General features: G+C 70.0%; 12 protein-coding genes. 5 read left to right on the top strand and 7 right to left on the bottom strand.

The window, feature by feature from the left end; all coding sequences use genetic code 11:
* Nucleotide 1 precedes the first annotated feature (1 nt).
* Together EER34_RS09860 and EER34_RS09855 are read right to left on the bottom strand one after the other, a co-directional pair.
* Nucleotides 2–631 (bottom strand): class F sortase, encoded by a 630-nt coding sequence (locus EER34_RS09860; protein WP_127474437.1) that lies wholly within the window; start codon nt 629–631, stop codon nt 2–4.
* 11 nt (nt 632–642) lie between these two features.
* Nucleotides 643–1,467 (bottom strand): DUF4397 domain-containing protein, encoded by an 825-nt coding sequence (locus tag EER34_RS09855; protein ID WP_127474436.1) that lies wholly within the window; start codon nt 1,465–1,467, stop codon nt 643–645.
* A gap of 140 nt (nt 1,468–1,607) precedes the next feature.
* On the opposite strand from EER34_RS09855, the gene EER34_RS09850 reads away from it, so the two are divergent.
* A complete protein-coding gene (locus tag EER34_RS09850) occupies nt 1,608–2,285 on the top strand; it encodes an SIMPL domain-containing protein (RefSeq protein ID WP_127474435.1) in 678 nt (225 codons plus the stop codon).
* Nucleotides 2,286–2,292: 7 nt separating this feature from the next.
* On the opposite strand, the gene smpB is transcribed toward EER34_RS09850, so the two are convergent.
* From smpB to ftsE, 3 genes are all read right to left on the bottom strand, one after another.
* A complete protein-coding gene (smpB, locus tag EER34_RS09845) occupies nt 2,293–2,769 on the bottom strand; it encodes an SsrA-binding protein SmpB (protein WP_127474434.1) in 477 nt (158 codons plus the stop codon).
* A gap of 69 nt (nt 2,770–2,838) precedes the next feature.
* Nucleotides 2,839–3,753, bottom strand: coding sequence for a permease-like cell division protein FtsX (gene ftsX / locus EER34_RS09840; RefSeq protein ID WP_127474433.1), 915 nt, complete (start codon nt 3,751–3,753; stop codon nt 2,839–2,841).
* Complete coding sequence (ftsE, locus tag EER34_RS09835) at nt 3,750–4,874, bottom strand: cell division ATP-binding protein FtsE (RefSeq protein WP_127474432.1); 1,125 nt, start codon at nt 4,872–4,874, stop codon at nt 3,750–3,752. The genes ftsX and ftsE overlap by 4 nt, the downstream gene beginning before the upstream one ends.
* A 154-nt stretch (nt 4,875–5,028) precedes the next feature.
* On the opposite strand from ftsE, the gene EER34_RS09830 reads away from it, so the two are divergent.
* Entirely contained in the window at nt 5,029–6,363 is a 1,335-nt protein-coding gene (locus tag EER34_RS09830; protein WP_240642274.1) for an HNH endonuclease signature motif containing protein, read from the top strand.
* 89 nt (nt 6,364–6,452) lie between these two features.
* Complete coding sequence (locus tag EER34_RS09825; RefSeq protein WP_127474431.1) at nt 6,453–6,800, top strand: cupin domain-containing protein; 348 nt, start codon at nt 6,453–6,455, stop codon at nt 6,798–6,800.
* A 22-nt stretch (nt 6,801–6,822) separates the two neighbouring features.
* Here the strand turns inward: EER34_RS09825 and prfB are convergent, their stop codons facing one another.
* On the bottom strand, nt 6,823–7,935 hold the full coding sequence (gene prfB, locus EER34_RS09820) for a peptide chain release factor 2 (RefSeq protein WP_127474430.1): 1,113 nt from the start codon (nt 7,933–7,935) through the stop codon (nt 6,823–6,825).
* 20 nt (nt 7,936–7,955) lie between these two features.
* On the opposite strand from prfB, the gene EER34_RS09815 reads away from it, so the two are divergent.
* On the top strand, nt 7,956–9,242 hold the full coding sequence (locus EER34_RS09815; protein WP_205791557.1) for an MFS transporter: 1,287 nt from the start codon (nt 7,956–7,958) through the stop codon (nt 9,240–9,242).
* 67 nt (nt 9,243–9,309) lie between these two features.
* On the opposite strand, the gene EER34_RS09810 is transcribed toward EER34_RS09815, so the two are convergent.
* On the bottom strand, nt 9,310–10,284 hold the full coding sequence (locus EER34_RS09810; RefSeq protein ID WP_240642273.1) for a transcriptional regulator TrmB: 975 nt from the start codon (nt 10,282–10,284) through the stop codon (nt 9,310–9,312).
* Between the two features lie 118 nt (nt 10,285–10,402).
* On the opposite strand from EER34_RS09810, the gene EER34_RS09805 reads away from it, so the two are divergent.
* The gene (locus EER34_RS09805) at nt 10,403–14,410 is read left to right on the top strand and encodes a S8 family serine peptidase (protein ID WP_127474429.1); all 4,008 of its coding nucleotides are present in this window, start codon (nt 10,403–10,405) and stop codon (nt 14,408–14,410) included.
* The last annotated feature ends 93 nt before the right edge of the window (nt 14,411–14,503 follow it).

Below are 14,503 nucleotides of genomic sequence, written 5' to 3'. Positions count from 1 at the left end.
CTCATGACGTCGGGGTCGCGATGACAACCACGTTGTCGTCGTACCGGCCGGTGCCGGGGTCGAACCGTCCGCCACAGGTGATCAGCACCAGATTGCGAGTGCCCTCGCGGGCGAACAGCCCGGCGACCGGCAGGTCGGCCTTCGGGTAGTAGGTCACGCTCTCCGCGGCATAGCGATGCACCGCGGCCGCGGCATCCGTCACCTCGATCACTTCGCCCACCCGAACCTCGCGCAGCCTGCTGAAGGGGCCGATCGGGTAGTCCGGCGCATCGACGTGAGCCGAGATCACGGTGTTGCCGTCGTCGCTCGACGGGTCTGCGCCGAATCGATACCAGCCGGCGACGGCGGGGTCGACCGGCAGCTCCATGAATCCGCCCGATTCGACTCCGACGGGGATCACGGGGACATCCGCCCCGATGGACGCGGCGACCACCCGCACCGGTGGCGCAGACCGCCGCGCCGGCATCGGGGTGGCCGCCGCGATCGGCACCTCGACGGCGGGGGTCGGGCGTGCCGTCGCCGTCGGTGTCGGTGCCGGCACCGACGGGGAAGCCCCTGGGGGTGAGCTGCATCCCGTCAGCGCGACGACGACCGCGAGCACCGTCAGCGCGCCCGCGGTCGTCCTCGTCATGCTGTCCGTCCTCAGCGCTGCGCCCGTGCTCGCGCCACGACCACGACGGATGTCGCGACCGCGGCCGCGACGGCGATGCCACCGACGATGAACAAGACCTGCAGCATCAGATCGCGCTGGGCGAGCTGGCCGCCGGTGCCCGAGTTGACGCCGTCCGGTGCCGAGTGCAGGCCGGTGATCGTCTGGACGGCGATGTCGAGGTTCTCGTCCTCGAGGCTCCCCCACGCGTACACGATGGTGAGCACACCTTCCTGGACCTCTACCGGAGCCGGGCCGATGACGGGGTCGGTCGTGCCCGCGGCGGCGACGGACGCCTCGATCGTGCCGGCCGGCAGATCCAGCGACGACTCGTCGGGATTCGCCAGCCCCTCGATCACCGGCATTCCGCCGGCGAGGACGTCGACGGCCGGCGCCGCGGCATCGTGGCGCACGGTGAGCCGACCCTCGCCCGCCGCTGTAGACGACGTGTCGTTGACGTACGGAGTGACGGTCGGCCCCCCGGACTCGTCGAGATGCGCGACGGCGGTGTAGTTCGTGTCGGCCTCGAGCGTCAGGGTCACCGGGCCGAGCACCGGCGCGCTGTCGTCGGTCGCGTCCGGCGCGGTGAGAGCGACCTCGTAGTCGCCCGCCGGAAGGTCGAGCGGTCCGGCCAGGTCGCCGGGCTGGAAGTCGTCGAGCGTGAGTTCGCCGTTGACGTACACGTCGACCGGTGTGTCGGGGATGCCGTGCAGCACCGAGAGGACGGCGTTGCCGGCGGTGGCCGCACTGGCGGGGGTGAGCAGTCCGAGTGCGGCGATGGTGCCTACGGCTATGCCCGCGATGATCTTCGTTCGCACGGTGGTCCTCCTTCAAGGGGGCGACCCTTCGTCGCCCGTTGACAAGTCCTTCCGCGCTCGAGGACTGCTTGGATGCACCTGAATGGAAGTTTCCCTATGCCCGACATATTCGAGAACGATGTCGGCGTAGGCTCGCCCGCATGAGCGAAGTCGTCATCACCGTCCGTGGCGAGCACGAGACCCGCATCGCCCCAGAGCGCGCGGTCGCGCACCTCACGATCCGCGCCGAAGGGTCAGAGCGCGGCGCGGTCGTCGAGCGCATGGCCGCGTTCAGCGAGCCGGTGCGCGACGACCTGGCCTCCCGCAAGGCCGCCGGCACGGTGATCGAATGGACGAGCCAGCGCGTGTCGGTCTGGTCGGAGCGCCCGTGGAACCCCGATGGCAAGCGCCTCGCACCGGTGCATTACGCCACCGTCGACTTCAGCGCGACGTTCACCGACTTCGCGGTGCTGTCGTGGTGGGCCGGAGAGGTCGTCGAGCGCGAGGGGGTCCAGCTCGGCTGGATCGACTGGCAGCTCACTCCCGAGACGCGGGCCTCGACGGAGCGGGATGTCGCGGCCGGCGCCGTCGACGTGGCCGTCGCCCGCGCCACCGCCTACGCAGGCGCCATCGGACTGAGCACCGTCTCGCCGCTCGAGATCGCCGATCTCGGGCTGCTGACGCGCAACGACACCCCCGAGGCGGGTCCCGCGCCGCGCATGCTGATGGCCAAGGCCTCGTTCGCCGCCGACTCCGGCGGGAGCGGACCCTCGGTGCAGCTCCAGCCGGAGGACATCGTGATCACTGCGGCCGTCGAAGCGAGGTTCAGCGCGAGCTGAATCGGGGCTAGTCCCCCAGGCGGTTGCGCGAGCGCATGGCGCGCTCAGCCTCGCGCTTGTCTTCGCGCTCGCGGATCGTCTGGCGCTTCTCGTACTCGCGCTTGCCCTTCGCGACGGCGATCTCGACCTTGGCGCGGCCGTCCGAGAAGTAGAGCTTCAGCGGCACGAGCGTGTACCCGCCCGCTGAGACGGCATGCGAGAGCTTGATGATCTCGTCCTTGTGCAGGAGCAGCTTGCGGACGCGCTTCGAGGCGTGATTGGTCCAATGCCCCTGCGAGTACTCCGGAATGTGCACGGCGTCGAGGAACGCCTCTCCCCCGTTGATGTATGCGTAGCCGTCGGAGATGTTGGCGCGCCCCTCACGCAGGGACTTCACCTCGGTACCGGTGAGCACGAGGCCGGCCTCGTACGTCTTCTCGATCGTGTACTCGTGGCGTGCGCGACGATTGGTCGCGACGACCTTCTCCCCGCGTTCCCTGGGCATGCTGACTCCTCGATCGATCGCCGCGCGATCGCACGGCAGCCGTTCAGTCTACCCCCAGCCGGGGTCGACTCAGGTGCGGAGCCACCGCCGGATCGCGAAGCTTGCCGACAGCGCCGCCAGCACGACTCCGATGACGATCAGCACCGGCACCACCAGCCAGGCATCGGCCAGCCCGACCCACGTCGTCACGAACTCGACCCTGCCGCGGAGGTACTGATCGACGCCGAAGTGCACACCTGCGATGACGGCGGCACTGGCGAGGATCGACCCGATGAGCGCGGCGAACACGCCCTCCAGCACGAACGGCGTCTGGATGAACCGATTGGATGCCCCGACCAGCCGCATGATGCCGAGCTCGCGTCTTCGGGCATAGGCCGACAGCCGGATCGTCGTGGCGATCAGCAGCACGGCAGCGATCAGCATGAGTGCGGCGATGCCGACCGCGATGTAGGTCGCGACGGTGAGCGCCGAGAAGAGCGGCTCGAGGTACTGCAGCTGGTCCTGCACCTCCTCTACACCCTCGGTGCCGCGGAACGCCTCGAGGATCACGTCGGACTGCCGCTGGTCGACGAGGTTGATCCAGTACGTCTCGTTGAGCTGGTCGGGCGTGATGACGCTCGCGTAGTCCTCGCCGAGCAGGTCGAGGACGTTCTGGTACGCCTCTTCGCTGTCCTCGAACCGCACGTCACGGATCAAGGGAGCCAGCGCCGGCCCGTCGAGCTTCTCCTGCACGGCGGCGAGCTGCTCCTCGGTCGCGACGCCGCCCGTGCAGGTCGGCGCCTGCGAGATCGCGGTGCACATGTAGATCGCGACCTGGGCGCGGTCGACCCAGAAGTCCTTCATCGTGGCGATCTGCATCTGCATGAGGATCGCCGCGCCCACGAACGTGAGCGACACGAACGTGACGAGGACGACCGAGATGACCATCGAGGCGTTGCGGCGCAGGCCGGTGAACGCCTCGGAGAGGATGAGTCCGACCCTCACGACGTGGGCCCCACTTCGTCATCGGGGTCGCTCTCGCCGAGCCCGAGACGGTCGGCGAGACCGAGCTCCGCCACATCGATCTCGGGGATGTCGGCGACCGGGATCGGCTGCGTCTGCGGTGCCGCAGGCGCCTTTGTGACGGGAAGCTTCGGCTCCGCTTCCTCCACGGACTCGGCCGGTTCGGGCGCGGGCTCGGGCTCCACGGCGCGCTCCTCGAGGGTCGAGGGCTTCGCCGCCGTTTCGGGCTCACGGTGCGGCGTCGGTGCCGGTGGGGGCGCAGCATCCGCCGCCTCTTCCTCATCGAGGTCGGCGAGGGTCGGATCGAGACCGGCTTCGGCTGCTGCGGCCGCTTCGCGCTGCACCTCGAGCACCGCGGTGAGCGCGGCGACGGCGGCGGCGCCGCGCTCCTGCTCGGGTGCGAGGCTCGGGAGGCCGGACGTGTCGCCGTACCCGCCGTGCCTCTCGTCGCGCACCATCTCGCCGTAGGCGAGCTCGATCACGCGACGCTGCATCTGGTCGACGAAGCCGGCTTCATGGGTTGCCATGACGACCGTGGTGCCCCCGGCGTTGATGCGCGCCAGCAGCTGCATGATGTCGACGGATGTCGCGGGGTCGAGGTTTCCGGTCGGCTCGTCCGCGAGGAGAACCTGGGGGCGGTTGACCAATGCGCGCGCGATGGCGACGCGCTGCTGCTCACCGCCGGAGAGTTCGTGCGGGAACCGCTTCTCCTTGCCCTCGAGCCCGACGAGGGCGAGCACCTCGGGGACCGTCTGCTGGATGAATCCGCGCGACGACCCGATCACCTGCAGCGTGAACGCGACGTTCTGGAAGACCGTCTTGGTCGGCAGCAGGCGGAAGTCCTGGAAGACCGCGCCGATGTGGCGGCGGAAGTACGGCACCTTGCGGTTGGACAGGGTGCGGAGATCGCGGCCGAGCACGACCACACGGCCGTCGCTCGGTGTCTCCTCCCGCAGGATCATGCGCAGACACGACGACTTGCCCGAGCCGGAGGCGCCGACGAGGAACACGAACTCCCCCCGCAGCACCTCGAAATCGACGTTGTTCAGGGCCGGCTTCGACGTGCCCTTGTAGCGCTTCGTGACATTCTCGAACCGGATCATGGCCTAACGAGCCTAAGCGCGGCGGCCCGGGTGGGTCAGAGCGACACCCGGCGGGGGGCATCCGATCGTGCGCGCCGGGGCGCATCCGGGGCCACGGCGGGTCACGGGCGGGGCGGGCGACGCCGATGTCGTAGATATGTTCTAATGTCTGGGTATGGCAGCAGAGCAGGAGCGAGACCCGGATGCCGTGCCCGACCCGGGTGCGGAGTGGCTCGCCGACGTTCTCCACGCGCCCGACGATGTGAGCCTCGTCACCGAGGTCGCCGACATGATGTCGGTCTTCGCCGCGCAGCGACTGGTCCGCATCCATGCGATGCGCCGCAATGCGCTCGACGAGGCGCGGATGTACGGCGGCGCGGTCGCCGCGGTGGTCGAGCGCTCGGTGCGTCTCGAACTCGCCGCAGCTCTGCGGGTCACCGAGAATGCGGCCGCGGGGCTCGTGGCCATGGCCGAATCCCTCGTCCATCGCTACCCCGCCGCGCTCGAGTCGCTCGGGCGCGCGCGGATGACCGAGCGCCACGCCGAGATCCTCGTCGATGCCCTCGACCCGATCGAACCCGAGGTGCGCGCCCGCGTGACCGACCGTGCCATCGCGCTCGCGGAAGAGCTCGCGATCGGAGCTTTCCGACGGGCGCTGCGGGCGCTGATCGACGTCGAACGCTCTGCGACGCTCGCCGAGCGGCACGAGCGGGCTCTGGGGCAGCGGCGCGTGGTCGTCGAGCCCGCGGACGACGGGATGGCATGGATCCATGCGCTGCTTCCTGCCGTCGAGGCACGGGCGATCCACGGTCGGCTGACCGCGATCGCGAAGGCCCTCGGAGACGGTGACGACGACCGCACGCTCGACCAGCGGCGGGCGGACGTGTTCGGCGATCTCCTCGTCGACGGTGAGACGACCGCGCTGGCGCCCGAAGCGCGTGGCATCCGCGCGACCGTTGCGGTGACGGTTCCCGTCATGAGCCTGCTCGATCACGCCGGGGGCCCGGGAAGGTCTGCCGGAGGTGTCGACGCGTCGACGGCGTGCGGGCCGGCGGTCGTCGAGGGCGTCGGGCCCATCCCTGCCGCTCGTGCCCGCGAGCTGTGCGGCGGAGCGGACGGCTGGATGCGCATCCTCACCCACCCCGAGACGGGCGTGGTGCTCTCGGTCGGGCGTGATCAGTACCGACCACCGCCCCCGCTGCGTCGCCTGGTGCGATGGCGGGCCGACCGCTGTATGGCTCCGGGGTGCGGCATTCCGGCAGCGCGATGCGAGATCGACCATACGTTCGCGTGGGAGCACGGCGGTGAGACCTCGCTCGACAACCTCGCACCGCTCTGCAAGGGGCATCACACGATCAAGCACCATGGCGGCTGGCGTGTCTCGCAGATCGCGGGCTCAGGTGGCGCGCTGGAGTGGACGTCGCCATCCGGGCGCCGCTACCGGGTGGAGCCGGAGCGGCGAGTGCCGGTCTTCCGATCGTCGGACGATCTCGTGAGCGCACCGTTCTGAGCCCGCTCCCGCTTCCTGCCGCGATGCGGACCGCGGCATCCGCTGACGGGCACTGGACTCCGGCGCGCGTCTCGGGTCACGATGGAGGGATGACCGCTTCACCCATCCCCGCATCAGAGCTCCTGGTGGGCGCCTCGCGCACGATGCGCTTCGAGGGCCGGCAGCACGACTCGGGCGTCTCGTTCTTCTACGTCGACAACGACCCCGGCATGGGGCCGGGCCTGCACCGGCATCCCTATACCGAGACGTGGCTCGTTATCGAAGGAGAGGCGACCATCCGCATGGGCGACGACACCGTGGTCGCGCACGCCGGAGACACCGCGGTCGTCGCCGCCGACACGTGGCACGGCTTCACCAACACCGGTCAGGGACGCCTGCGGATCATGTGCATCCATGCGTCGCCCGTGATGATCCAGGAGAACCTGGACCAGGCCTGACCATCAGGTCAGGGCTGCGACGTCAGTCGTCGACGTCCTTGCGCTTGCGCCACCGGATGCCCGCCGAGATGAACCCGTCGAGGTCGCCGTCGAAGACGATGGCCGGGTTGCCGACCTCGTGCCCCGTGCGGAGGTCCTTGACGAGCTGCTGGCCGTAGAGGAAGTACGACCGCATCTGGTCGCCCCAGCTCGCGGTGATCACACCGGCGAGCTCCTTCTTCTTGGCAGCCTCCTTCTCCTTCTGCAGAAGGAGAAGGCGCGTCTGAAGCACGCGCATGGCCGCGGCGCGGTTCTGGATCTGCGACTTCTCGTTCTGCATGGAGACGACGAGCCCGGTCGGAAGGTGCGTCAGGCGCACGGCCGAGTCCGTCGTGTTGACCGACTGACCGCCCGGGCCGGACGAACGGAAGACGTCGACGCGGATGTCGCCCTCGGGGATGTCGACCTCGACGGCCTCCTCCATCACAGGGATGACCTCGACGGCGGCGAAGCTCGTCTGACGCTTGTCGGCCGAGCCGAACGGGCTGATGCGTGCGAGACGGTGCGTGCCCGCCTCGACCGAGAGCGTGCCGTACGCGTACGGCGCGTCGACCTCGAACGTCGCGGACTTGATCCCGGCGCCCTCGGCGTACGAGGTGTCCATGACCTTCACCGGGTACTTGTGGCGCTCGGCCCAGCGCAGGTACATGCGAAGCAGCATCTCGGCGAAGTCCGTGGCGTCGTCGCCCCCGGCGCCGGAGCGGATGGTCACGACGGCCGACCGGTCGTCGTACTCGCCGTCGAGGAGTGTCTGCACCTCGAGCTGGCCGACGATGTCCTCGAGCTCGGCGATCTCGCGACGCGCCTCTTCGGCCGAGTCCTCGTCGTCCATCTCGTTCGCGAGCTCGACGAGCACCTCGAGGTCGTCGAGACGCGACTCGACATCTGTGACGCGCTTGAGCTCGGACTGACGGTGGCTGAGGGCACTGGTGACCTTCTGCGCCTTCTCGACGTCGTCCCACAGGTCGGGTGCGCCGGCCTCCTCGCTCAGCCGCGCGATCTCTGCGGTGAGTCCCTCGACGTCGACCACGGACTTGATGTCGGAGAACGTGGAACGCAGGGCCTGGATATCGGCGGAGGGATCGAAGTCGAGCATGACAGTCCAGACTAACGTGGATGCCCGTGAGCGATCGCCCCGAACACGAACCCGTGCCCGCGCGGGACGTGCTCTGGCGGTTCGCTCCGATGATCTACGGCCCGACCGTCCTCTTCGCCCTGGGCGAGGGTGCCGTCATCCCGCTGATCCCGGTCATCGCCGCACAGCTGGGAGCGGATGTCGCGACCGCCGCGCTCGTCGCGTCGGCGCTGGTCGTCGGCCAGCTGTGCGGCAACATCCCCGCGGGCTGGGCCGTCGCCCGGATCGGCGAGCGTCTCACCATGGCCATCGCAGGCCTGCTCTCGCTCGGCGCGGTGGTGGGCCTCGCCCTCGCACCGTCGCTCGGGGTGTTCGCCCTCGCCATCTTCCTCATCGGGTTCTGCGCCGCCGCGTTCGGCCTCGCACGTCACTCGTTCATGACCACTCGGGTGCCGCTCGCCTTCCGAGCACGCGCGCTCTCGCTCCTCGGCGGCACGTTCCGTCTCGGCATGTTCATCGGCCCGTTCGTCGCGGCCGGTCTGCTGGTGCTCTTCGGCGACGAGCACGCCGCGATCTGGTTCTTCGCGGGATGCCTCGTCGCCACGGTGCTCCTCGTGCTCCTCGGGCCCGACCCGGAGAAGCAGCTCACGCCGTCGAAGGACGACTCGAGGCTGGCCGAGGACACCGGCGAGCCTGTGACCGGATCCATCCCCACCTCCGAGCGCGCCGGCGTGTTCCGCACGATGTGGCAGTACCGACGCGTGCTGTCGCGTCTCGGGCTGGCCGCGGCATCCCTCTCCGCCGTCCGCTCGGCACGGCAGGTCGTGCTCCCCCTGTGGGGCGTGTCGATCGGACTCGACGCGCAGACGATCGCGCTCGTGGTCGGCATCTCGGGTGCGATCGACTTCGCCCTCTTCTACGCGAGCGGCCAGGTGATGGACCGGTTCGGACGGCTCTGGGCCGCGCTCCCCGCCATGCTCCTCATGGGGCTCGGCTTCATCGCGCTGTCGTTCACGCACGACCTCGACCAGTCCGCGATGTGGTTCGCGATGTTCGCGGCCGTGCTCGGCGTCGGCAACGGCCTGTCGAGCGGCATCCTCCTCACCCTCGGCGCCGATGTCGCACCGCGGAGCGATCCTGCTCCCTTCCTGGGCTCGTGGCGGACGCTGACCGACGCGGGCGGCGCGGTCTCGCCGTTGGTCGTCTCGGCCATCGCCGCGGTGACGAGCCTCGCCGTCGCCACCGGAGCCGTCGGCCTCATCGGCCTCATCGGCGCTCTCGCCTTCGTGCGATGGGTGCCGCGATTCGTGCCGCGGGTCCGGCCGTGAGCGAGCCTCGTCGGGGGGACCGTTCGGCGACGGTCGGCTGACGCGGCCGGAAGGCCTCACCGCGAGATCAGACCCACGACCTCCGCACCGCTTCGGCCCCGAGCTGCATTCGGGTGGTGACCCCCGCGATCTCCATGAGCTCGGACACGCGACGCTGGACCGTGCGCAGGGAGATTCCGAGCTGCGCGGCGGCCGCGGCATCCGTCACCCCCAGCAGAAGCAGGCGGAGGAGATCACGGTCGACGTCCTCGGTGGTGGGCGTCGCGGCGAACGGGAGGAACTCGGTCGCCGAGCGCCAGTACTCCTCGAAGATCGACGTCACGAGGTCGAGCAGGCCGCTGGGGTGGATGAGGAGGGCACCGAAGCCCTGGTCCGCGTCGTGCGAATGCATCGGGACGAGCGCCATCTGGTCGTCGGCGATGAACATGCGCGTCGGGAGGGTCGGGAGGACCCGGATCTCCTCGCCGATCTGGGCCATCTCCCGAGCGGCGGTGAGGAACCCCGGGCGCTCCAGGACGGCGCTCTCGACGATCACCCGATAGCGGACGCCGCGGGCGAGGGCGCGGTCCTCCTCGATGTTCTCCTCACCGCTGACGAGCGCGATCTGGTGCAGCACGAGCACCCGGACCTGCTCGGTCGACGCCGCCTGCAGCTGCGCGACGCGCTGGCGCACGGCATCGTCGCCGATCACGACGTCGACGACGTCGGCGACGCTGCGCTGCTCGGCGGATCGCCGATACAGGTCGCTCAGCTCGGCGAGGGCCTCGTGGGCGCGGGTGAGCCCTCGCTCGCGCTCCAGCAGCAGCGGGCGCAGCGCCATGGACGGCGGGGATGCCACGAACCTGTCGCTGCTCGAGGCCTGACGCGCGAGAAGCCCGAGGCTCTCCAATTCGGCGACCATCGGGCGCACGCGGGGCAGCGACATGCTCAGCGCCGCGGCGACCTCGGCCGTCGACGCAGAGGGCTGCTGGAGGACGCACCGATAGACGGCGGTGTGCGCCTCGTCGAGTCCGAGCGCATCCAGCACGGTGACCTTCCCCATCGCTCCATCGTCACCCGCCGGGCCTGGCGGATGGTGGACATGGCATTTCTCCGCCACCACTTTAGGCGAGCCTCCAGGGATGCTTCTTAAAGATCCCCTACCCCCGAGAGGTTCACGCATGTCACGACCCCAGCCCATCGGCCGCCGCCTGCGCCCGATCGTCGCCGCCACAAGCGGTCTGGCGATCGGCATCGCAGGCATCGGCCTCTGCACTCTGCCGGCGTCCGCAAACGCCACCGTCGACGGTCCCCCCACCACTGACGCGGTCGCCGGCGGCTCCACCACGGTCACGCTGATCACGGGCGACCGTGTCACCGTCACCGACCTGAGCGACGGCACCCACACCGTCGACATCGACACCGCCGTCGAAGGCGCCGGTGTGCGCACGTACGAGGTCGGCGGCGAATACCACGTCCTCCCCGACGCGGCGCTCCCCTACCTGGCCTCGGGCGCGCTCGACCAGGACCTGTTCAATGTGTCGATGCTCATCGAGTACGGCTACGACGACGCCTCCGTCGACGCGACCCCGGTGATCGTCGAGACCGACGGCGCCGCCGCGCGCACCTACGCTGCTCCCGTCCCCGGCCTCGAGGTGCAGGCGGAGCTCGCCAGCATCGGCGGCGCCGCCGCGACGCTCGGCCACGCCGACGCCGCCTCCGCATGGGGCGCTCTCACCGACTCGGCCGGCGCCTCCGCACGCTCGTTCTCGACCGGTGCCACCCTCGCGGGCGGCATCGAGGCCATCCACCTCGACGGCAAGGTGCAGGCAACGCTCGACTCGAGCGTGCCGTTCATCGACGCCCCCGAGGCGTGGGCCCAGGGCTACACCGGTGAAGGCGTGACCGTCGCGGTGCTCGACACCGGCATCGACGACGAGCACCCCGACGTCGCCGGCCGTGTGCTCAGCACGTCGAAGAGCTTCGTGCCCGGGGAGGAAGTCGCGACCGACTTCCACGGCCACGGCACCCACGTCGCCTCGACCATCGCCGGAACCGGCGCGGCCAGCGACGGCACCCACCGCGGCGTCGCCGACGGCGCCGACCTGCTGATCGGCAAGGTGCTCGGCGCCGACGGCTACGGTCAGGACTCGTGGATCATCGAGGCGATGGAGTGGGCCGGCCAGAACGCCCCGATCGTGTCGATGAGCCTCGGCTCCATGTCGCCGTCCGACGGCAAGGACCTCATGGCCGAGTCGCTCAACCAGATCGCCGAGCAGACCGGCGCCCTGTTCGTGGTCGCGGCCGGTAACGCCGGCGCACCGGAGACGATCGGCGCACCGGGATCGGCCGAGCAGGCCTTCACGGTCGGCTCGGTCGACGACCCGTCCGGCGACATGTCGTACTTCTCGAGCCAGGGGCCGCTGTCGCGCTCCGGCGCGCTGAAGCCCAACGTCAGCGGTCCCGGAAACGACGTGACCGCGGCCCGTTCGGCGGACAGCCCCGGTGAGGGCTCGTACATCGGCATGAGCGGCACCTCGATGGCCACGCCTCACGTGGCCGGCGCCGCAGCCATCCTGCTGAGCGCGAACCCCGACCTCACGACGGACGAGCTCAAGGCGGCCCTGGCGAGCACGGCCACCGACTACGGCTTCACGTCGTACGCGGGCGGCTCCGGCGTCGTCAACGTCGCCGCCGCGCTCAACGCTCCCGTCGTCGCAGCGGGATCCGGCGACTTCGGCATGCTCATGTGGGGCGAGGAGCCGACTCCGGTCGAGCGCACCGTCGAGTACACGAACCGCACGGATGCCGAGATCACCGTCGCCCTCGAGGCGACGCTGACCGACACGACGCCCGGTGGCGTCGAGGGCCCCGGCCCGCTGTCGGACGGGATCGCTTTCGACGCGCTCACGACGGACGTCGACTCGCTCATCATTCCGGCAGGCGAGACCAAGTCCGTCACGATGACGGTCGACCCGTCGAAGGTCCCCGCGGGCACTCAGCTCTCCGGCGCCCTCGTCGGCTCGGTCGACGGCGAGCCCGTGACGCGCACCGCGATCGGCACGATCGCCGAGGCCGAGCGCTACGACCTCACCCTCACCGCGACCGACTTCGAGGGCCAGCCCATCTCCGCGTACGCGGTGGTGTGGGATGCGGCATCGGATTGGATGGAACCCGTCCTCGTCGAGGGAGAGACCACGCTGCGCCTGATGAAGGGCGACTACTCGGTCACCTCGTTCATGGAGGTCAACCGCACGCCCGACACCATCGCGAGCGTTCTCGTGGGCGACCCCATGCTGACGCTTGACCGCGACATGGCGGTCGCGTTCGACGCGCGCACCGCGACGGAGGCCACGGTCGACGTCGGTCGGGACGATCTGGAGCAGGTCTTCGGCCGGATGGACTTCCGCGCCGACGACTTCGCGACGGGCGCCATCATGCCGGTCTACATCGATGAGATGTGGGCGCAGCCGATGAAGGTCGACGACGCCGAGTTCGACTTCACCACGCGCTGGCGCCTGTGGGAGCCGATGCTCACGGTGAAGGCCGGAAAGCAGCCGCTCGACGTCATCGTGCAGGTGGGCTCGACGTTCCTCAACGGCGAGATCAAGGCCACCGCGGTGAACGCCGGGAAGGGCACTCCGGACGAGATCGCCGCGGCCGGCGTCAAGGGCAAGGTCGCGATCGTCACCCGCTCGAACGACCTCACGCCCGGACAGGCCGTCGCGAACGCGGCCGCCGCCGGCGCGAAGATGGTCATCCTCGCGAACGACTCCGACCGCGAACTGAGCACGTGGGTGGGATCGGACGACTACGAGTCGGACGCGCCGATCACCGTCGCCGCCGTCAGCGGCGTCGAGGGGCGCAAGCTCATCGCGGACGCGGCGAAGAAGAAGGTCACCATCACTGCTGTCGGCGATGAGTACGCGGATGTCGTGTACGACGTCGCCCGCTACAGCGATGGCGAGATCCCGGCCGACCTCGCGTATGCGCCGAAGGATCTGACGCGCATCGACACGACCTATCACGGTCAGAAGGAGCTGATGGGCGAGTTCCGGTACGACTTCGTGCCGGGAGCGCGCTATGGCTCGGGCTTCTTCCTTCGCGCGGAGCGCGGCGTCATCCGCGAGGAATGGGTGAGCACCGAGGACCTGCGCTGGAATCAGGGCGTCGGAGTCGAGTCGGTCCGCTGGGAGATGCGCGACACGATGCGCTCCTACCCGGCCGGCAAGGAGCTCGAGGTCGAGTACTTCGGCGGAATCGTGCGTCCGAACATCGGCGTCGGCTACTGGGTGCCCTACCGCGTGTCGGACTACGCGCAGGTCAACGTCCCCAGCTGGGCTGACGGCGGCGATCCCATGCGCACCGGCTCGTTCGACACGTGGATGGAGCCGGCCACCGTCACGCAGCTGACCGACATCTACCTCGACGGCGAGCTCGTCAAGCAGGCCCAGTACCAGGGTGCGAACATCTACGAGCTGCCCGACGGCGAGCAGGACTGGCGTGTCGTCAGCACGGCGACGCACGACGGCTCGCACCTGAAGGGCTCGACCAAGACGGTCAGCGAGTGGACCTTCCGCTCGGAGGGCAAGCTCGGCGACTGGACCCAGCGGCTTCTGCCGATGATGTCCGCCTACTACGACGTCGACGTGAACGTCGAGAACCTCGTGGGCGAGGGGCGCCGCAAGGGCTCCAGCATCCCGCTCGGTCTCGAACTCGGCCATGTCGCCGGCACCGCGCCGGCCGGCAAGATCACCGAGGCGAAGCTCGAGGCCCGCACCGCGGGCGGCGAGTGGAAGAAGGTCTCCCTGAAGCCCGCGAAGACGGATGCCCCGACCGGCGCGGTCGAGGGCGACGGCGACGTCTTCGTGAAGTCGCGCGCCTGGGTCAGCGGGTATGCCGCGCAGATTCCGGTGTCCGACAAGGGCGGCTGGGTCGACCTGCGGGTGACGGCGAAGGATGCCGCGGGCAACACGTTCTCGCAGGAGATCGAGAAGGCCTTCGAGACGACGCCCGTCAAGGGCTCGGGCGGCGGCCACGGCGGCGGCGACCACGGCGGCCCCGGCAACGGCGGCCCCGGCAACGGCGGCGGTGACCACGGCGGCCCCGGCCACGGCGGCGGCGGTGACCACGGCGGCCCCGGCCACGGTCCGGGTCACGGCGGCGGCGGCGGTCGCGTCCCCTGCTGACACGACAGCACTGAGCAGCGAGTTCAGGGTCCCATCCGCTTCGGCGGGTGGGACCCTGTCCCGTTATCGGGATCGAGCGCCGCGCCCGACGTG

This window comes from Microbacterium sulfonylureivorans (assembly GCF_003999995.1).
GTDB lineage: Bacteria > Actinomycetota > Actinomycetes > Actinomycetales > Microbacteriaceae > Microbacterium > Microbacterium sulfonylureivorans.
The sequence above is the reverse complement of the archived record's forward strand: the minus strand, read 5'-3'. Positions and strand labels throughout refer to the sequence as shown.

Bases quoted from the DNA above. Each gene is read 5' to 3' on its own strand.
- EER34_RS09860 (WP_127474437.1), bottom strand. From the start codon at position 631: ATGACGAGGACGACCGCGGGCGCGCTGACGGTGCTCGCGGTCGTCGTC.
- EER34_RS09850 (WP_127474435.1), top strand. From the start codon at position 1,608: ATGAGCGAAGTCGTCATCACCGTCCGTGGCGAGCACGAGACCCGCATC.
- smpB (WP_127474434.1), bottom strand. From the start codon at position 2,769: ATGCCCAGGGAACGCGGGGAGAAGGTCGTCGCGACCAATCGTCGCGCA.
- ftsE (WP_127474432.1), bottom strand. From the start codon at position 4,874: ATGATCCGGTTCGAGAATGTCACGAAGCGCTACAAGGGCACGTCGAAG.
- EER34_RS09830 (WP_240642274.1), top strand. From the start codon at position 5,029: ATGGCAGCAGAGCAGGAGCGAGACCCGGATGCCGTGCCCGACCCGGGT.
- EER34_RS09825 (WP_127474431.1), top strand. From the start codon at position 6,453: ATGACCGCTTCACCCATCCCCGCATCAGAGCTCCTGGTGGGCGCCTCG.
- prfB (WP_127474430.1), bottom strand. From the start codon at position 7,935: ATGCTCGACTTCGATCCCTCCGCCGATATCCAGGCCCTGCGTTCCACG.
- EER34_RS09815 (WP_205791557.1), top strand. From the start codon at position 7,956: ATGCCCGTGAGCGATCGCCCCGAACACGAACCCGTGCCCGCGCGGGAC.
- EER34_RS09810 (WP_240642273.1), bottom strand. From the start codon at position 10,284: ATGGGGAAGGTCACCGTGCTGGATGCGCTCGGACTCGACGAGGCGCAC.
- EER34_RS09805 (WP_127474429.1), top strand. From the start codon at position 10,403: ATGTCACGACCCCAGCCCATCGGCCGCCGCCTGCGCCCGATCGTCGCC.